At 72.0% G+C, this 18186-nt stretch carries 17 protein-coding genes; 6 read left to right on the top strand and 11 right to left on the bottom strand.

The features are described from left to right. Window positions 1-46: 46 nt before the first annotated feature. Both rlmB and cysS read right to left on the bottom strand, forming a co-directional pair. On the bottom strand, window positions 47-997 hold the full coding sequence (rlmB, locus tag ACX9I7_RS20310; protein WP_358634327.1) for a 23S rRNA (guanosine(2251)-2'-O)-methyltransferase RlmB: 951 nt from the start codon (window positions 995-997) through the stop codon (window positions 47-49). 131 nt (window positions 998-1128) lie between these two features. Then, window positions 1129-2523: a cysteine--tRNA ligase gene (gene cysS / locus ACX9I7_RS20305; RefSeq protein ID WP_358634329.1), complete on the bottom strand. Its 1395-nt coding sequence runs from the start codon at window positions 2521-2523 to the stop codon at window positions 1129-1131. Window positions 2524-2773: 250 nt separating this feature from the next. On the opposite strand from cysS, the gene ACX9I7_RS20300 reads away from it, so the two are divergent. Both ACX9I7_RS20300 and ACX9I7_RS20295 read left to right on the top strand, forming a co-directional pair. Next, the gene (locus ACX9I7_RS20300) at window positions 2774-3910 is read left to right on the top strand and encodes an acyltransferase family protein (protein WP_387575543.1); all 1137 of its coding nucleotides are present in this window, start codon (window positions 2774-2776) and stop codon (window positions 3908-3910) included. 219 nt (window positions 3911-4129) lie between these two features. Then, entirely contained in the window at window positions 4130-5305 is a 1176-nt protein-coding gene (locus tag ACX9I7_RS20295) for an acyltransferase family protein (RefSeq protein ID WP_387575545.1), read from the top strand. Window positions 5306-5357: 52 nt separating this feature from the next. On the opposite strand, the gene ACX9I7_RS20290 is transcribed toward ACX9I7_RS20295, so the two are convergent. From ACX9I7_RS20290 to ACX9I7_RS20275, 4 genes are all read right to left on the bottom strand, one after another. Next, on the bottom strand, window positions 5358-5765 hold the full coding sequence (locus ACX9I7_RS20290) for a PPOX class F420-dependent oxidoreductase (RefSeq protein ID WP_387575547.1): 408 nt from the start codon (window positions 5763-5765) through the stop codon (window positions 5358-5360). A gap of 102 nt (window positions 5766-5867) precedes the next feature. Next, a complete protein-coding gene (gene ispF / locus ACX9I7_RS20285; RefSeq protein WP_387575549.1) occupies window positions 5868-6365 on the bottom strand; it encodes a 2-C-methyl-D-erythritol 2,4-cyclodiphosphate synthase in 498 nt (165 codons plus the stop codon). Continuing rightward, the gene (gene ispD / locus ACX9I7_RS20280; protein ID WP_126915462.1) at window positions 6355-7131 is read right to left on the bottom strand and encodes a 2-C-methyl-D-erythritol 4-phosphate cytidylyltransferase; all 777 of its coding nucleotides are present in this window, start codon (window positions 7129-7131) and stop codon (window positions 6355-6357) included. Before ispD ends, ispF begins: the two co-directional genes overlap by 11 nt. Before the next feature lie 302 nt (window positions 7132-7433). Beyond that, on the bottom strand, window positions 7434-7916 hold the full coding sequence (locus tag ACX9I7_RS20275; protein WP_009716930.1) for a CarD family transcriptional regulator: 483 nt from the start codon (window positions 7914-7916) through the stop codon (window positions 7434-7436). A 582-nt stretch (window positions 7917-8498) separates the two neighbouring features. On the opposite strand from ACX9I7_RS20275, the gene ACX9I7_RS20270 reads away from it, so the two are divergent. Beyond that, the gene (locus ACX9I7_RS20270; protein ID WP_387575552.1) at window positions 8499-9194 is read left to right on the top strand and encodes a DUF461 domain-containing protein; all 696 of its coding nucleotides are present in this window, start codon (window positions 8499-8501) and stop codon (window positions 9192-9194) included. Between the two features lie 78 nt (window positions 9195-9272). Here ACX9I7_RS20270 and ACX9I7_RS20265 read toward each other — a convergent pair whose 3' ends face one another. Then, the gene (locus ACX9I7_RS20265; RefSeq protein WP_015035162.1) at window positions 9273-9953 is read right to left on the bottom strand and encodes a response regulator transcription factor; all 681 of its coding nucleotides are present in this window, start codon (window positions 9951-9953) and stop codon (window positions 9273-9275) included. Between the two features lie 79 nt (window positions 9954-10032). Beyond that, window positions 10033-11283: a sensor histidine kinase gene (locus ACX9I7_RS20260; RefSeq protein WP_358634341.1), complete on the bottom strand. Its 1251-nt coding sequence runs from the start codon at window positions 11281-11283 to the stop codon at window positions 10033-10035. Between the two features lie 196 nt (window positions 11284-11479). On the opposite strand from ACX9I7_RS20260, the gene phoU reads away from it, so the two are divergent. Then, window positions 11480-12172 (top strand): phosphate signaling complex protein PhoU, encoded by a 693-nt coding sequence (gene phoU, locus ACX9I7_RS20255; protein ID WP_358634343.1) that lies wholly within the window; start codon window positions 11480-11482, stop codon window positions 12170-12172. Between the two features lie 314 nt (window positions 12173-12486). On the opposite strand, the gene ACX9I7_RS20250 is transcribed toward phoU, so the two are convergent. Then, window positions 12487-13248, bottom strand: a complete 762-nt coding sequence (locus tag ACX9I7_RS20250) for a phosphoglyceromutase (protein ID WP_126915459.1) — start codon at window positions 13246-13248, stop codon at window positions 12487-12489. A gap of 136 nt (window positions 13249-13384) precedes the next feature. On the opposite strand from ACX9I7_RS20250, the gene ACX9I7_RS20245 reads away from it, so the two are divergent. Beyond that, the gene (locus tag ACX9I7_RS20245) at window positions 13385-14653 is read left to right on the top strand and encodes an MDR family MFS transporter (RefSeq protein WP_387575555.1); all 1269 of its coding nucleotides are present in this window, start codon (window positions 13385-13387) and stop codon (window positions 14651-14653) included. A 19-nt stretch (window positions 14654-14672) separates the two neighbouring features. On the opposite strand, the gene ACX9I7_RS20240 is transcribed toward ACX9I7_RS20245, so the two are convergent. Then, window positions 14673-15188: a type III secretion system chaperone family protein gene (locus ACX9I7_RS20240; RefSeq protein WP_387575557.1), complete on the bottom strand. Its 516-nt coding sequence runs from the start codon at window positions 15186-15188 to the stop codon at window positions 14673-14675. A gap of 155 nt (window positions 15189-15343) precedes the next feature. Between ACX9I7_RS20240 and ACX9I7_RS20235 the strand changes: the two genes are divergently transcribed. Continuing rightward, on the top strand, window positions 15344-16744 hold the full coding sequence (locus ACX9I7_RS20235) for an MFS transporter (RefSeq protein WP_387575559.1): 1401 nt from the start codon (window positions 15344-15346) through the stop codon (window positions 16742-16744). Window positions 16745-16766: 22 nt separating this feature from the next. Here the strand turns inward: ACX9I7_RS20235 and mshA are convergent, their stop codons facing one another. Next, window positions 16767-18128, bottom strand: coding sequence for a D-inositol-3-phosphate glycosyltransferase (gene mshA / locus ACX9I7_RS20230; protein ID WP_387575561.1), 1362 nt, complete (start codon window positions 18126-18128; stop codon window positions 16767-16769). Window positions 18129-18186 lie beyond the last annotated feature (58 nt).

Below are 18186 nucleotides of genomic sequence, written 5' to 3'. Positions count from 1 at the left end.
GGACTCCCCGGCCGCCGCGCGTTCCGCCGGTACCGGCGCGAGTGGGTCAGGCGCGGCGGCGCGCCGCCTCGTAGAGCACGACGCCCGCGGCGACACCGGCGTTCAGCGACTCGGCGCCGCCCGGCATCGGAATGCGCACGCGGAAGTCGCAGGTCTCGCCGACGAGGCGGGAGAGGCCCTTGCCCTCGCTGCCGACGACGATGACGACCGGGCCCTCCAGGGCGTCCAGCTCGTGGAGCTCGGTGTCGCCGTCCGCCGCGAGGCCGACGACCATCAGGCCCTCCTTCTGGTACGCCTCGAGCGTCCGCGTCATGTTGGTGGCGCGGGCGACGGGCGTCCGGGCGGCGGTGCCGGCGGAGGTCTTCCAGGCGCTGGCGGTCATACCGGCCGCGCGGCGCTCGGGGACGACCACGCCGTGGCCGCCGAAGGCGGAGACGGAGCGGACGACGGCGCCGAGGTTGCGCGGGTCGGTGATGCCGTCGAGGGCGACGATCAGCGGGTCCTCGGCGTTGTCGGCGGCGTGCGCCGTCAGGTCCTCGGGGTGGGCGTAGTCGTACGGGGGCACCGAGAGGACCAGGCCCTGGTGGTTCAGGCCGTTGGTCATGCGGTCCAGCTCCGGACGCGGGGCCTCCATGAGGTTGAGGCCCTTCTCCGTGGCGAGCTGGATGGCCTCGCGCACGCGCTCGTCGCTGTCGACGAACTGCTGGACGTAGAGCGTGTTCGCGGGCACGCCCTCGCGCAGCGCCTCGACGACCGAGTTGCGGCCGACGACGAGCTCGTTGGCGCCCTTGGGGCCGCCGCGGCGCGGGGCCGGGCGGCGGGCGGCCTGCTTGGCCTGGGCGTTGGCCACGCGGTTCTTCTTGTGGCCCTTGCGCATGCTCGCGGGCGGGGTCGGGCCCTTGCCCTCCAGGCCCCGGCGCCGCTGGCCGCCGCTGCCGACCGTCGCGCCCTTCTTGTTGGACGTGCGACGGTTCCTGCGCTGGCTGTTGCCGGCCATGGGGGTCACCTGACTCTTTCTTCCGCTGCCCTCGCACCGCTCGGCCCTGGCGGGCCTCACGGGCTTCGGACAGCTGCGCCGGACTCCGTCCGGCGGCTGCCTACCTACTACGTACGTACGAAAAGTGTCCCTCAGGACAGGGTCCAGCGGGGGCCGGAAGGGGTGTCCTCGATGGCGAGGCCGGTCTGCTGGAGCTGGTCGCGGATGGCGTCGGCGGTGGCGTAGTCCTTCCGCGTCCGGGCGCCCTCGCGCTGCTCCAGGACCATCCTGACCAGGGAGTCCACCACGCCGTGGAGATCGTCCCCGCGGCCGGGGCCGGTGGCGGCCCAGTGCTCGTCGAGCGGGTCCAGGCCCAGGACGCCGAGCATGGCGCGGACCTCGGCCAGCCGGGCGACGGCGGTCTCCTTGTCGTCGGCGGTCAGGGCGGAGTTGCCCTGCCGGACGGTGGTGTGGACCACCGCCAGCGCCTGCGGCACACCGAAGTCGTCGTCCATGGCCTCGGCGAACGCGAGCGGCACCTCGGAGGCGGGCTCGACGGGGCCGGCGAGCTCGACGACGCGCTGCGTGAAGCCCTCGATGCGGGCGAACGCCGCCTCGGCCTCGCGCAGCGCTTCCTCGCTGTACTCGATCATCGAGCGGTAGTGCGGGGTGCCCAGGTAGTAGCGCAGCACGATCGGGCGCCACTGCTTGACCATCTCCGAGACGAGCACGGAGTTGCCCAGGGACTTGGACATCTTCTCGCCGCTCATGGTGACCCACGCGTTGTGGAGCCAGTAGGAGGCGAAGTCGTCGCCGAAGGCCTTGGCCTGGGCGATCTCGTTCTCGTGGTGCGGGAAGATCAGGTCCAGGCCGCCGCCGTGGATGTCGAAGGACTCGCCCAGGTACTTGTGCGCCATGGCCGAGCACTCCAGGTGCCAGCCCGGGCGGCCGCGGCCCCAGGGGGTCTCCCAGCTGGGCTCGCCCTCCTTGGCGGCCTTCCACATGGCGAAGTCGCGCGGGTCGCGCTTGCCGGTCTCGCCCTCGCCGGAGGGCTGCAGCAGATTGTCCAGCTCCTGGTTGGAGAGCTGGAGGTAGCCGGGGAAGGAGCGGACGTCGAAGTAGACGTTGCCGTCGGCCGCGTAGGCGTGGCCGCGCTCGATCAGGCCGCGCATCATCTCGACCATCTCGGTGACGTGGCCGGTGGCGCGGGGCTCGACGGTGGGCGGCAGGCAGCCGAGGGCCGTGTAGCCGTCGTTGAAGGCGCGCTCGTTCTCGTAGCCGATCGACCACCACGGGCGGCCCTGGTCGGCGGCCTTCGCGAGGATCTTGTCGTCGATGTCGGTGACGTTGCGCACGAACGTGACGTCGTAGCCGCGGTAGGCGAACCAGCGGCGCATGATGTCGAAATTCAGGCCCGAGCGAATGTGCCCGATGTGCGGAGCGGCCTGTACGGTCGCACCGCAGAGGTAGATCGAGACACAGCCCGGAACGAGCGGGGAGAAGTCACGGATCTGCCGGGCGCTGGTGTCGTACAGGCGAATGCTCACGGCACCAGGGTAGTGGGCCCGAGGGTGTGCATCGCCCCTGGCGGCACGTGCTGACTCGATAACGGGTACGAGCCCGGACGCCTACTGCGGCGGAGCGACAGCTTCCGCGGAACCGGTGGCGGGTCTTTGACCTCTCCTTACTATCTGCACATGATAGGGGGCCGCGTGGTAGCTTCCCCGGCGGTCACGCCTTCCCGGCCAGGCCCGCGATAAAACCAGCGAAATCCGGACACAGGACTCAGGAGGGACGTTGACGTCCTCCGTGACGGTGCAGCAGCGGCAGAAAGAACGTCCTGCCTCACCACCCCCGCGAATAGCACCCAAGGGGAGACTCGCCGCACTGGATGGCCTGCGTCTGCTCGCCGCCCTCATGGTCGTGCTCTACCACTACATCGCCTTCAACAGCGCCGCCTGGTCCAAACCGGCCACCGAGCGCTTTCCGGTGGCGTACGTGCCCGCGTCCTACGGGTGGCTGGGCGTCCAGCTCTTCTTCCTCATCAGCGGCTTCGTCATCTGTATGAGCGCCTGGGGCAGAGACATCGGTGATTTCGCGGTCTCGCGCGTCACCCGGCTCTACCCCGCCTACTGGTTCGCCGTGCTCGCCGCGACGGTCGCCGTCTCCGTCTGGCCCGTGAACGGCGTCGGGCCGTCGCTGAGCGACGTCGCGGTCAACCTCACGATGTTCCACGAGCCGATGAAGGCCGCGCCCGCCGACGGCGTCTACTGGACGCTGTGGGTGGAGATCCGCTTCTACCTGCTCTTCGCGCTGCTGATCGCCTGGAAGGGGCTGACCTACCGGCGCGTCGTCGGCTTCTGCGTGGTCTGGGCCATGGCCGCCGCCGTCGCGGCGGGGCTCGACGTCGACGCGCTGGACGCCGTGCTGATGCCGAACGACTGCTGGTTCTTCATCGCCGGCATCGCGTTCTACCTGATGTACCGCTACGGCCCCAACATGCTGCTGTGGGGCATCGTCGCCGCGACCTTCCTGGCCGGCCAGCACTTCGCGTTCAACACCCACCACAACGTCCAGAAGTACGTGGGGCACAAGCTCCCCCTGTGGCCCACGGTGATGCTGCTCGCCCTCTTCTACGCGGCGATCGCGGCCGTGGCGCTCGGCAAGACCAGCCGGATCAACTGGCGCTGGCTGCCGACGGCGGGCGCGCTGACGTACCCGCTCTACCTGCTGCACGAGCGCATCGGCTGGACGGTCATCAAGGAGTTCGAGAACGACATCTCGCGCTACGTCCTCGTCCCCGCCCTCGTCGTGCTGATGATGGTGGCCTCCTGGCTGCTGCACCGCTATCTGGAGCGCCCGCTCGCCCGCGTGCTCAAACGCGGCCTGACGAAGGCGCTCGCGGACATGCGCGCGCCACGCGAGCGCGTCTGACGCCACGCGAAGACGTCCGACGACACCCGACGGCGGTCCCCCGGTCACCCGGGGGGCCGCCGTTGGTCCTTTCGGGGGACCGGCCCCGGGCATCGGGCGGAAACCCGGAGCCCAGCGGGCCCGTGGTGACGTTCGGTCACCCGTCGGGAACGCTCGGTGTGCCAGCATGCTGGGTGGCCCGTAAGCGCAGCGGGCCGACAGCCAACGGGAGAGGACGACATGCGTTTCGCCAGCGGCGGCGGAAACGATGGCGTCCGACCGGGTGGGCCTGCTCCCAGGCTCTGCATCCTGGACGGACTCCGTCTGCTCGCGGCCCTCATGGTCGTGCTGTACCACTACACGAGTCTGAACGGCGGCTGGAACCGCGACCCGCGTCTGCTGTTCCCCGGCATCGAGCCGATAACGCGCTACGGCTGGCTGGGCGTGGAGATCTTCTTCCTCATCAGCGGCTTCGTCATCTGCATGAGCGCCTGGGGCCGGCCCCTCGGCGACTTCGTGGTGTCCCGGGCCGCGCGGATCTACCCCGCCTACTGGGTGGCGATCCTGCTGACCGGCGGCGTGGTCCTGCTGTGGCCCCAGGTCCGCTCGGTGGCCGGCCCGGAGCAGGTGTTCACCAACCTGACCATGCTCCAGCAGGGACTGGGCGTCTGGGACGTGGACGGCGTCTACTGGACGCTCTTCGTGGAGCTGAAGTTCTACGTGCTCTTCGCCCTCGTCGTGGCCAGGGGCGTCACCTACCGCCGCTGCGTGATCTTCTGCGGCGTCTGGACCCTGGCCGCCGCCATCGCCCCGACGGCCGACAGCAAGCTGCTCACCCTGTGGGCGACGCCCTTCGCGGCGCCGTACTTCGTCGCGGGCATCGCCTACTACCTCATGCACCGCTACCGGCCCACGGCCCTGCTCTGGGGCATCGTCGTCATCTCGTACCTGCTCGCCAACCACCAGGTGGCCAAGCGGGTGCACGACAACGCCAACCACCCGACCGCGCTCTTCCCCGCCCAGGCCATGGTCTTCGTGATCTTCGCCGTGATGGCGCTGGTGGCGCTGGGCACCTTCGACCGGGTGCGGTGGCGCTGGCTGACCACGGCGGGCGCGCTCACCTACCCGATGTACCTGCTCCACCAGTACATCGGGATGACGATCATCTACGCCCTGCGCGAGGCCGTCCCCCCGCTGCCGCTCGTCGCCGGGCTCATCACGGTGATGCTGGGCGCCGCCTGGCTCCTGCACCGCTACGTCGAGCGCCCGCTCGGCAGGCGGCTGCGCTCGGCGCTCCGCAAGAGCATGGAGGACGTCCGCCACAGCGCGACGGCGCCCGCGCTCGACGGACTGCCGCTGCTGAACGAGCCGCGGCGCTCCGACCGGGTGGGAGCCGTGCGGTCGGAGGGCGGCTGAGGTTCGTACCCCTGGAGCGGCCGGCTGAAGCCGGCCGACCGGAGCGAGCCGGCTAGAGCGAGCCGACGACCTTGCGCGGCGTGATGCGGACCACGACGCGCTGGGCGTCGTCCTTGGCGGCCGGGTTGAAGTCGGCGTAGTCCTTGCCGGTGTACTTCCGCGACAGCTCGTCGATCAGCTCGTCACCGCCCTCGGTGGTGATGTCGGCGGTGCCGCGCACTTCGGCGTAGGTGTACGGCGCGTTGGGCGGGTTGACCAGGACGGTGACACGGGGGTCGCGGCGGAGGTTGCGCTCCTTGCGCCGGCCGACCGTCGTGGAGATCAGCAGATCGTCGCCGTCGCGCCTGACCCAGGTGACGGAGAGCTGCGGGCTGCCGTCGGGCTGGACGGTGGCGACGGTGACGAAGGCGGGGTTGTCGTCGATGTACTTCTTGAGGTCCTCGGAGAGCACGGCAGACACGGGTGGTCCTTCCGGGGCGGGGGGTTGTCCGTGGTTCTCTCCCCTGACCCGCCCCTTCCCGAAACCGGGGCTCCGCCCCGGGCCCCGTGTGAGGACGCCGCGTCAGACGCGGTACACGAGCGCCGTCGCGAGGGCTGCCAAGCCCTCCGCCCGGCCCGTCAGCCCGAGACCGTCCGTCGTGGTGCCCGAAACCGCCACGGGCGCCCCGATCGCCGCCGAAAGAGCCGCCTGCGCCTCCTCCCGCCGCTTCCCGATCTTCGGCCGCACGCCGATCACCTGAATGGCGACGTTGCCGATCTCGAACCCCGCCGCGCGGACGATCCGCGCCGCCTCCGTCAGGAGCGTGACGCCGGACGCGCCCGACCACTCGGGGCGGTCCGTGCCGAAGTGGGCGCCGAGGTCGCCGAGCCCGGCCGCGGAGAACAGCGCGTCGCACGCGGCGTGCGCGGCGACGTCGCCGTCGGAGTGGCCCGCGAGCCCGTGGCTCGCGCCCTCCCACTTCAGGCCCGCGCACCACAGCTCGCGGCCCTCCTCGAAGGCGTGGACGTCCGTGCCGACGCCGACGAGGGGCAGCACCGGGCGGGGGGTCTCAGAAACCATCGTTGGCCCTCCTGCGGGCGAGTACGGCCTCGGCCAGGACGAGGTCCAGCGGCCGGGTCACCTTGAACGCCTCCTCGTGGCCGGGCACGACCACGACGGGGACACCGAGCCGCTCCACGAGACCGGCGTCGTCCGTGGCGCCCTCGCCCTCCACGGCGACCTTCTCGTGCGCCTCGACGAGCGTCGCCCGGTCGAAGCCCTGCGGCGTCTGCACGGCCCGCAGCAGCGCCCGCTCGGGCGTGCCCACCACGGGCTCCGGCTCGCCGGCGCGCTCGCCGACGCGCGGCTCGACCTGCTTGACGGTGTCCGCGAGCGGCAGCGCCGGTACGACGGCGGGCGCGCCCCCGCGGACGGCGGCGGCGACGGCGTCGACGGTGTCGACGGGCACCAGCGGCCGGGCGGCGTCGTGGACGAGGACGGTGGTGACGTCGGCGGGCAGGGCCGCGAGGCCCAGCCGGACGGACTCCTGGCGGGTCGCGCCGCCGGGGACGACCACGACGTCGGTGCGGGTGCTGTCGCGGTCGGCCAGCGGATGGGCGTCGAGGAGGTTGCGGACCTCGGCGGCACCGTCCGGCGGGGCGACCACGACGACGAGCGAGACCGCGCGGGAGGCCGCCATGGCCCGTACCGCGTGGACCAGCATGGGGGTGCCGCTCAGGGCCCGCAGGGCCTTGGGGGCGCCCGGTCCGAGCCGGACGCCGCGGCCCGCGGCGGGAATGACGACGGCGGTGCGCGAAATGGTCTGAGAGCTGCCTCGATCAGACATTGCGTTGGCGTTCAGGTTTGCTTCCTCGGCCGAATTGGGTATGGCCTCAGCGTGCCGGGCACGATGCCCCGACCAGCCCCTTCCGTGACGACTGGTCGGGCCGGCTGCCCGGGCCCGGCACGCCAAGCGCGCGCTGCGGAGCTCGTAAAGCGCAGACTTGTGAGCAGACTCGTAAAGCGCAGAGCTGTAGAGCCGAAGACGCCGCAGCGCCCGCCGGATGACCTCGGTCATCACGCGGGCACCGCGGCACTTCTATGAAGCCAGTTGCGGGGCGAAGCCGCCGGCACCTGTGCTGTACGTCGTCAGGACGCGAGAACCTCGTCGAGCAGGGCCTCGGCCTTGTCCTCGTTGGTGCTCTCCGCGAGGGCGAGCTCGCTCACCAGGATCTGCCGCGCCTTGGCGAGCATGCGCTTCTCACCTGCGGAAAGACCGCGCTCACGCTCACGCCGCCACAGGTCGCGAACGACCTCGGCGACCTTGATCACGTCGCCGGACGCGAGCTTCTCGAGATTTGCCTTGTAGCGACGGGACCAGTTCGTCGGCTCTTCGGCGTACGGTGCGCGGAGCACCTCGAAGACCCGGTCAAGCCCGTCCTGGCCGACCACATCGCGAACACCGACGAACTCGGCATTGTCCGCCGGCACCCGAACCGTCAGGTCACCCTGGGCGACCTTCAGCACCAAGTAGGTCTTGTCCACGCCTTTGATCTGGCGAGTTTCGATGGCCTCGATCAGCGCGGCCCCGTGATGGGGATAGACCACGGTGTCGCCAACCTTGAACGTCATGTGACAGGTACCCCTTCCGTGGCTATCCAGTCTAACACGGGAACTGTCCGTTCTGAATGGCGTTTCCGCAGGTCAGGGCATATCTCGGGGCTTGACAACAGCAACCGGAACGTGCTGCGGAGCCCTTCCGGAAGCAGGTATTCGCAGGTCGGAGCGGTTGTCCGGGTCAGGCGAAACGCCCACGTTACGCCTGTCGGACAGGCCCCGCGAGCGGCCGAACGTCCCGATTTGCCGGGCTCCGGTCGGCCGACTTCCGGTACTCCGTTCGGGGCGCGGAGCCCTTCCGGACTTCCCTTCCGGAATTGATCAAGTCGGACTTGATCAATTCCGGAAGGCCCTTCCCGGTGCCTCCCGCATTCATTGCCGATATTCACTCGCGTCACCCGGCCGGACGTTCCGTGGCGGCCGATCTTCCGGCGGTGGTTGATATTCGGCCGTGGGGCCGCCACGGCGCCGAGTTGACCATGGGGGCGGGTCGGGTGCGGAGGCCGCAGGACGGCTCGGTAACCTAAGCCCGCTGACACAGACCCTTATCCCGTACGTACCTCGTACGTGAACCTCGTCCAAGGAGATGCCGCCGCCGTGAGCAGCAGCCTTCGACGCGGCGCTCTCGCCGCTTCCGCCCTCGTGGTCTCGGTCGCCTCGCTCTCCGCCTGCGCGGCGGGCAACAGCGCGCAGACGCTGGAGGTCAAGCCGGACAACGCCGCCACCTCGGTCGGCGACATCAAGCTCCAGAACGTCAATGTGATCACCCAGCAGGACCTCAAGGCCGGTGGCCCGGCGGTCGTCACGGGCAAGGTCTTCAACAACGGCCGCAAGGACCAGGAGCTGCGCTCGATCAAGCTCGCGGGCCTGGACTCGCCCGTGACGCTGGCCCCGGCGAAGGGCTCCGGCCCGGTCGTCGTGCCGGCGGGCGGCTCGATCGTCCTGGGCGGCAAGGACAACCCGTCGGCGGTGCTGCCGAAGGGGCGCGAGGGCCTGAAGGACGGCGCGACGCAGCGGCTGTCCTTCGACTTCAGCTCCACGGGTGAGGTGAAGATCGCCGCGTTCGTCGTCCCGGCGAAGAGCTTCTACAAGGACTGGGGCCCGCAGGCCCCCGCCGCCCAGCCGAGCGGCACGCCGGGCGCCCCCTCGGGCGCGGCCTCGGCCCCCTCGGCCCCGGCCGGCGCGGCCGAGGGCCAGCCGCAGGGCGCCGGCCACCAGGCCGGCACCAAGCCGGGCGCCGGCACGGGCGCCTCGGCCACCCCGCAGGGCGGCCAGCAGCACGCGGGCCACTGACGCACGCGAAGGGGCCCGGAAGCCGCACGGCTTCCGGGCCCCTTTCGCATACCCGCAGGTCTTGGGCCCGGGCCCGGCCTACGGCTCGAACTTGTAGCCGAGGCCCCGCACCGTGACCAGGTAGCGCGGCGCCCCCGGGTCCGGCTCGATCTTGGCGCGCAGGCGCTTGACGTGGACGTCGAGGGTCTTGGTGTCGCCCACGTAGTCCGCGCCCCAGACGCGGTCGATCAGCTGCATCCGGGTCAGGACGCGCCCGGCGTTGCGCAGCAGCATCTCCAGGAGGTCGAACTCCTTCAGCGGCAGGTCGACCTTGCCGCCGGCGACGGTGACGACGTGCCGGTCGACGTCCATGCGCACCGGGCCGGCCTCCAGCGCGGCGGGGGTGACCTCCTCGGGCTCGCCTCGGCGCCGGAGCACGGCGCGGATGCGGGCGACGAGCTCGCGGGAGGAGAAGGGCTTGGTGACGTAGTCGTCGGCTCCTATCTCCAGGCCGACGACCTTGTCGATCTCGCTGTCCTTGGCGGTCACCATGATCACGGGCACGTTGGAGCGTCCGCGCAGCTGCCGGCAGACCTCGGTGCCGGGCAGGCCCGGCAGCATCAGGTCCAGCAGGACCAGGTCGGCGCCGTTGCGCTCGAACTCGTCCAGGCCGTCGGGCCCGGTGGCCGCGACGGCGACCTCGAAGCCCTCCTTGCGGAGCATGTAGGACAACGCGTCGCTGAAGGATTCTTCGTCCTCGACGACGAGCACTCGGGTCACGAGGCGGCCTCCGGTCGGTTCTCTGGGAAGTACGGGGAGTACAGGAAGTACGGGACGTACGGAGAGGGAGTGCCGGGGGTCACGGCCGGACCCCCGGCAGGGGGAGGTGCTCGCCGGCGAAGGTCTCGTCGGCGGGCTCGTCTGGGGTGTCGCCCGTGCGCGGCCGCTCGCGGTCCCGGGCCGCGCCCGCCTCGGGCAGGCGCAGCGTGAACGTGGAGCCCTGGCCCTCGGCGCTCCAGACGGTGACCTCGCCACCGTGCGAGGCGGCCACGTGCTTGACGATGGACAGGCCGAGGCCGGTGCCGCCGGTGGCGCGGGAGCGGGCGGGGTCGACGCGGTAGAAGCGTTCGAAGACGCGCTCGCGGTCCTTCTCGGAGATGCCGATGCCCTGGTCGGTGACGGCGATCTCGATCAGGTCGCCGCCGGGGGCGGCGACGCGGCGGGCGGCGATGCCGACGCGGGTGCGGGCGGGGCTGTAGTTGACCGCGTTCTCCACGAGGTTGCCGAGGGCGGCGGCGAGCTGGCCCCGGTTGCCCCAGACGTGGAGCTCGGCGGTGCCTCCGGTGGCCATGGTGATCTGCTTGCTGGCGGCGCTCTGGCGGCAGCGGTCCACGGCCTCGGCGACGAGCTCGTCGACCCGGACGGGCTCGGAGTCCTCGAGCGGGTCGTCGTACTGCACCCGGGAGAGGTCGATGAGCTCCTGGACGAGGTTGGTCAGCCGGGTGGCCTCTATCTGCATGCGGCCGGCGAAGCGGGTGACCGCCTCGGGGTCGTCGGAGGCGTCCATGACGGCCTCGGAGAGCAGGGAGAGCGCGCCGACGGGCGTCTTGAGCTCGTGGCTGACGTTGGCGACGAAGTCGCGGCGGACGGCCTCGATGCGGCGGGCCTCGGTGAGGTCCTCCACCAGCAGGAGGACGAGCCGGGAGCCGAGCGGCGCGACTCTGGCCGACACGGCGAGCGCGTCGCCGCGCCCGGTGCCGCGCCGGGGGAGGTCGAGCTCGACCTGGCGTATCTCGCCGTCCCGGCGGGTGTCGCGGGCCATCTGGAGCATGGGCTCGACGGCGAGCTTGCCGCCGCGCACCAGCCCGAGGGCGTAGGCGGCGGAGCTGGCCTTCACGACGGCGTCCGCCTCGTCGAGGACGACGGCGGAGGAGCGCAGGACGGAGAGGACGGTGTCGACGCCGGGCGGCAGCACGGCGTCGGTGTGGAGGGAACTACGGGTGGGACGGGCCTGGTCGCGCTCGCTCCAGCGGAACGCCAGCATGGCGATCACGCCGGTGCACACTCCGGCGATCGCCGCCGCTGCGGCGACGGCCGCGTCCAGGTTCATGAGTCCAGGTTATGCGGGTGCGCCGACACAACCACAGCCAAATGGGGGGCGCCTCGAACACCCGTTGCCAAGAGTTCACCTTCAGGCCAGCACCGGTTCACTCCGGTGGCCGTCTGCCGTCGCGTTCCGGCCGGAACGTGGAGGTCACGGCCGGACTACCGGCCCCGGCACCACCAAGGTTGAGAGAAGGACGGACATGCGGGACGCGTACCACGAGGAGCTCGATTCGATCGGCGAGGGCCTCGTCGAGATGGCCCGGCTGGTCGGCTCCGCGATCGGGCGCGCCACCACGGCGATCCTGGACGCGGATCTCAAGCTGGCGGAGACGGTGATCGCGGCGGACGCCAGGGTCGACGACCTCCAGCGGGATCTGGAGGCCCGGGCGATCGCCCTGCTGGCGCGGCAGCAGCCGGTCGCCACGGACCTGCGGATCGTCGTCACCTCGCTGCGCATGAGCGCGGACCTGGAGCGCTCCGGCGACCTCGCCCAGCACGTGGCCAAGCTGGCCCGGCTGCGCTTCCCGGAGACGGCCGTCCCCCGGGACCTCCACTCGACGGTCCTGGAGATGGGCCAGCTCGCCCAGCGGCTGATGGCCAAGGCGGCCGAGGTGATCATCACCAAGGACGTGGACCTGGCGCTCCAGCTGGAGCAGGACGACGACGCCATGGACCTGCTGCACCGCACGCTGTTCCAGCACCTGATGGACGACCGCTGGCGGCACGGCATCGAGACGGCCGTCGACGTGACCTTGCTGGGCCGCTACTACGAGCGTTTCGCCGACCACGCGGTGTCGGTGGCCAAGCGCGTGGTCTACCTGGTGACCGGCGAGCACGCGGACGAGATCGCCCAGTCCGGTGGCACCACCCAGGGCACGACCGAAACGGACTGACCCCCCGCACGCCCCGGCGCCCCCTCCGTGCGCCTGTACGCCCCCACTTGGTCCGTACATACGTACGTGGTGAGCATTGACGGTCGCTCCGGCCGGTCCTTGACTGGGTGGAGGCAGACACCCCTTCGAGGGAGGAGACCGAATGAGCGGCTGTCAGTGTGGTCCTGGGTGCTCGTGCGGCTGCCAGAACGGCGGCTCGTGCCAGTGCGGCGGAAGCTGCAGCTGACGACTCCACGCACGTCACTCACCTGTGGAGAAGGGCCCCCGCCCCCAGCCACCGGCTGCGGGCGGGGGCCCTGTCCCGTTCCGCTTCGTTACTTCTTCTTGCCCTGGTTCTTCACGGCCTCGATGGCGGCCTTGGCGGCCTCCGGGTCGAGGTACGTGCCGCCGGGGACGACCGGGCGGAAGTCGGCGTCGAGCTCGTAGGCGAGCGGGATGCCGGTCGGGATGTTCAGGCCCGCGATGTCGGCGTCGGAGATGCCGTCGAGGTGCTTGACCAGGGCGCGCAGCGAGTTGCCGTGCGCGGCGACCAGGACGGTGCGGCCGGCGAGCAGGTCCGGGACGATGCCGTCGTACCAGTACGGCAGCATGCGCGTGACGACGTCCTTGAGGCACTCGGTGCGCGGGCGCAGCTCGCTCGGGATCGAGGCGTAGCGCGGGTCGTCGCTCTGCGAGAACTCGGAGCCGTCCTCGAGGGCCGGCGGCGGGGTGTCGTACGAGCGGCGCCAGAGCATGAACTGCTCCTCGCCGAACTCGGCCAGGGTCTGGGCCTTGTCCTTGCCCTGGAGGGCGCCGTAGTGGCGCTCGTTCAGCCGCCAGGAGCGGTGGACGGGGATCCAGTGGCGGTCGGCGGCCTCCAGCGCGAGCTGCGCGGTGCGGATCGCGCGCTTCTGGAGGGACGTGTGGACCACGTCCGGGAGCAGGCCGGCGTCCTTGAGGAGCTCACCGCCCCGGACCGCCTCCTTCTCGCCCTTCTCGTTGAGGTTGACGTCCACCCAGCCGGTGAACAGGTTCTTCGCGTTCCATTCGCTCTCGCCGTGGCGGAGGAGGATCAGCTTGTACGGTGCGTCGGCCATGCCCTTGAGCGTAATCGACCGTGCGAGCGCCCCGCGCCCGGGACGATTGACGCCGATCGTCAATTGGATGGCGTGGACACGCTCATATACGTAAGGTGCGGAGTGGCTTGGTACCACTTACCTTGGGGGGCGCGGAATGTCGGTCGCGAGTATCGGGAGGGCCGCGAGGCAGAGCGTCTCGGGACTGCCCCGGGCGTTCTGGTGGCTGTGGACGTCCACCCTGATCAACCGGATGGGCGCCTTCGTCGCCACGTTCCTGGCGCTCTACCTGACCGTCGACCGGGGCTACTCCGCCTCCTACGCCGGTCTCGTCGCCGCGCTGCACGGGCTCGGCCAGGTCGTCTCCTCCCTGGGCGCCGGGGTGATGACCGACCGGCTCGGCCGGCGTCCCACGCTGCTGATCGCCCAGCTGTCCACCGCCGCGACCGTGGCGCTGCTCGGCTTCGTCGAGCAGCCCGCCGCGATCGCGGCCGTCGCCTTCCTGGTGGGCGTGGCCAGCAACGCCTCCCGCCCGGCCGTGCAGGCGATGATGGCCGACATCGTCGCCCCCGAGGACCGCGTCCGCGCCTTCGCGCTCAACTACTGGGCCATCAACCTGGGCTTCGCGTTCTCCTCGCTCGCGGCCGGTGCCATCGCCCAGTACAGCTATCTGATCGGCTTCCTCGGCGAGGCCGTCCTGACGCTCGTCTGCGCGGTCCTGGTCTTCCTCAAGCTTCCCGAGACCCGTCCCGAGCCGGTTCCCGGCGGGGACGGCGCGTCCGGCGGGCCCGCGGTCGGGCTGGGGACGGTGCTGCGCGACCGTCGCTTCATGGGCGTCGTCGGGCTGTCGTTCCTGATGGCCCTGATCTTCATGCAGCACTCGGTGGCCCTGCCGGTGGCCATGGGCGAGGCCGGCTTCTCCAGCGCCGACTACGGCATGGTCATCGCCGTCAACGGCGTCCTGATCGTCGCCCTCCAGATCCCCGTGACCCGCTTCATCGAGCACCGCGACCCCCAGCGGCTGCTCGTGATCTCCGCCCTGCTGGCCGGCTACGGCTTCGGGCTCACCGCCTTCGCGGGCTCGCTGGGCGTGTACGCGCTGACCATCTGCGTCTGGACGCTGGCGGAGATCGTGAACTCGCCGACCCAGATGGGGCTCGTCGTGCGGCTCTCCCCCGTCCAGGGGCGAGGGCGCTACCAGGGCGTCTACACCCTGTCCTGGTCCCTCGCGGCACTGATCGCCCCGCTGGCGGGCGGCTTCGTGATCGACACGTTCGGGGCGGCCGTGCTGTGGGCGGGGTGCGCGGTCGTCGGCTCGGTGGCGGCCGCGGGGTACTGGCTGCTGATGCGCGGCCTCCCCGCGGAGAGCGCCGTCGGCGCGGCGAAGCCGGCCGCCGAGGCCGAGACCGAGGCGGCCTCGGCCTGACGCCCGGTGGGGCGGCGCACTACGGCGTCTGCTCGTCGCGCGTCAGGCGGGCGAACGCGTCGAGGTTGCGCGTCGACTCGCCGCGCGCCGTGCGCCACGCGTACTCCTTGCGGATCGCGCTGGCGAAACCCATCTCCAGCAGCGTGTTGAAGCTGCCGTCCGCGTGTTCCAGGACCTGCCCCAGGATGCGGTCGACCTCCTCGGGCGTCACCGCCGCGAGCGGCAGCCGCCCGACGAGATAGACGTCCCCGAGCCGGTCGACGGCGTACGCGAGCCCGTAGAGGCGCGTGTTGCGCTCCAGCAGCCAGCGGTGCACGGCGGCGTGGTTCTCGTCGGGGCACCGGACGACGAAGGCGTTGACGGACAGCGAGTGGTTGCCGACGACCAGGGAGACGGTCGTCGACAGCTTGCGCGTGCCGGGGAGCTTGACGACGTACGTGCCGTCGGAGCCGGCCGGGCTCTCCCATTCGAGGCCCGCGTCGCGGAGCGCGTGCTCGATGGTGGTCTTCGCGTCGGTGGTCTTCGCATCGGACATGAGCCGAGCGTAGGCGACGCCCCGGGGCCCGGCGCGGGGCGGGCGTGCCGACCCCGCCGGGAGGCGACGGAAACCCGGCCCCGGCCACCCGCGCCTGTTGCGGTTTCGGCAAAAAAGTTAGGGGGATGTTGCCACCCGCTCCGAATATGGCGCCCATGACCACGACATCCCCGGCCCCCTCGGCCACCCCGCCCGTACTGAGCGCGCGCAGGCGCTGGACCGTGCTCGTCGTCTGTGCGCTGAGCATGTTCCTCGTCGGCCTGGACACCACGATCGTGAACGTGGGCCTGCCCGAGATCGGGCGCGGGCTGGGCGTGGGAACGCGCGCCCTGGAGTGGGTCGTCGACGCCTACACCGTGGTCCTGGCCGCCCTCCTCATCGCGTCCGGCGCGCTCGCGGACCGGTTCGGGCGGCGGCGCGTGTTCCAGGCAGGGCTGGGCGTCTTCGGGGTGGCGTCGCTCGCGTGCGCGGTGGCGCCGTCGCTCGGGTTCCTCGTGGCGGCACGGGCCGTTCAGGGGGTGGGGGCCTCGATGCTGAGTCCCGTGGCGCTGGCGATCGTCGTGAACGCGATGCCGGACCCCCGGGAGCGGGCCCGGGCGATCGGCGTGTGGGCGGCCGTGTTCGGGCTGAGCATGGCGGCGGGGCCGGTCGCGGGCGGGGGGCTCATCGCGGCGTTCGGCTGGCGGTCGGTGTTCTGGGTCAACGGGCCGGTCGTCCTCGCCGCGCTCGTCCTGGTCGCGGTGTTCGTACCGGAGTCCCGGGGCGAGCGGGCCCGGCGACTCGACCTGCCCGGGCAGGTGCTGCTCACGGCGGCCCTGGGACTGTCGGTCGGCGTGCTCATCGAAGGACCCCGCATCGGCTGGACGTCGCCCCTCGCGATGGCCGGCTACGCCCTGATCGTCGTCACGGCGGCCGGGTTCGTACGCGTCGAACTGCGGCGGCCCCAGCCCCTGATGGAGCTCGGGCTCTTCCGGCGGCCGCCCTTCGCCATGGCGGCGCTCGGCGCCGTGGCGGTGTTCGTCGCGCTGAACGTGACCCTGCTGCTCACCACGTTCCACCTCCAGCACGCCCGCGGCTGGACGCCGCTCGCGGCGGGCACGGCGGCCCTGCCCCTGGCGCTCGGGGCCACCGTGTGCGCGCCGTGGTCCGGCGCGCTGGTGGGGCGGCTCGGGCCGCGACGGCCGCTCGTCCTCGCGGGCGGCTTCCTCACCGCCGGCGGGCTGTGCATGGTGGGGCTCGGCCGGGGCGCGAGCGTCCTGCCCGTCCTGCTCGCGTATCTGCTCATCGGCATCGGGTTCGGCTTCGCCAACGCGCCGATCACCAACACCGCGGTCGGCGGGCTGCCGCCGTCCCGTGCCGGGGTGGCCGGGGCGATCACCTCCACCGCGCGGCAGGTCGGCTCGGCGGTCGGCATCGCGATCGCGGGGGGCCTGGTCTCGGGCGTCGGACCCGCCGGCCTCGCCGGGGCGTCCCGGCCCGGGTGGCTGCTCGTGACGGCCTGCGGGCTGTTCCTCTTCGCCGTGGCACGGGCCTCCCGGGCCACGACTCCCGTCTGAGGCCACGGGGCCGTAGGAACGCTCAGACGTGGGCCGACCGCGAGCGCCGGCGGCGCTCCGCGATCGCGGCCGTGTAGACGTCCGCCGTCGCGGTCGCGGCCGCGCCCCAGCCGAAGGAGCGGGCGTGGTCGGCGGCGGCCGCGCCCATCCGATCGGCCAGACCCCGGTCGTCGGCGAAGCGGGCGAGCGCGGTGGCGTAGTCGGCCGGGTCGTGGCCGTCGACGAGGAAGCCGCTGACCCCGTCCCGCACCGCCACGGGCAGGCCGCCGACCGCCGCCGCGACGACGGGCGTGGCGCACGCCTGGGCCTCGACGGCGACGAGGCCGAAGGACTCGCTGTACGAGGGCATGACCAGCACGGACGCGGCCCGGTACCAGTCGGCGAGGCGGTCCTGGCCGACGGGCGGGCGGAAGCGGACGACGTCGGCGACGCCCAGGCGGGCCGCCAGCTTCTGGAGGCCCTCGGGCTTGGCGAGGCCGCTGCCGCTGGGACCGCCGACCACGGGGACGACGATGCGCGAGCGCAGCTCCGGGCGCCGGTCCAGCAGCACCGCGACAGCGCGCAGCAGCACGTCCGGGGCCTTGAGGGGCTGGATACGTCCGGCGAAGAGCGGTATCAGGGCGTCGGCGGGCAGGTCCAGCCGCTCACGGGCGGCGGCCCGGCCGCCCGCCGGGCGGAAGCGGTCGAGGTTGACGCCGGGGTGGACGACGGCGACCCGCTCCGGGTCGGCGTCGTAGTGGTGGACGAGCTCGTCGGCCTCGCCCCGGGTGTTGGCGATGAGCCGGTCGGCGGCGCGGACGATCTGCGTCTCGCCGATGACGCGGGCCGCGGGCTCGGGGGTGTCGCCGGCGGCGAGCGCGGCGTTCTTGACCTTGGCCATGGTGTGCATGGCGTGGACGAGCGGGACGCCCCAGCGCTCGGCGGCGAGCCAGCCGACGTGGCCGGAGAGCCAGTAGTGGGAGTGGACGAGGTCGTAGTAGCCGGGGCGGTGGCCCGCCCAGGCGCGCATGACGCCGTGGGTGAAGGCGCACAGCTGCGCGGGGAGCTCCTCCTTGGCCAGGCCCTCGTACGGGCCGGCGTCGATGTGCCGCACCAGGACGCCGGGGGCCAGCTCCACGGTGGGCGGGAGGGCGGCGGTGGTGGCCCGGGTGAAGATCTCCACCTCGATGTCGATCTCCGCGAGGCGCTTGGCGAGCTCGACGATGTAGACGTTCATCCCGCCCGCGTCGCCCGTGCCGGGCTGGTGGAGCGGGGAGGTGTGCACGCTGAGCATGGCCACGCGGCGCGGGCGCCGGGGGGCGCCGAGGCGCCGGAGCTGGGGCTTGGCGAAGTGGCCGAGCGTACGGCCGCGGCGGGCGCCGAGCCGGGATGCGTACTGGCTCACCGTGTGTCCTCCGTCCGCCCGCTGAGGGACCGTCCCTGGGGCGTCCATCGCCTGTCCG

The organism is Streptomyces sp. L500, from assembly GCF_054551825.1.
The sequence above is the reverse complement of the archived record's forward strand: the minus strand, read 5'-3'. Positions and strand labels throughout refer to the sequence as shown.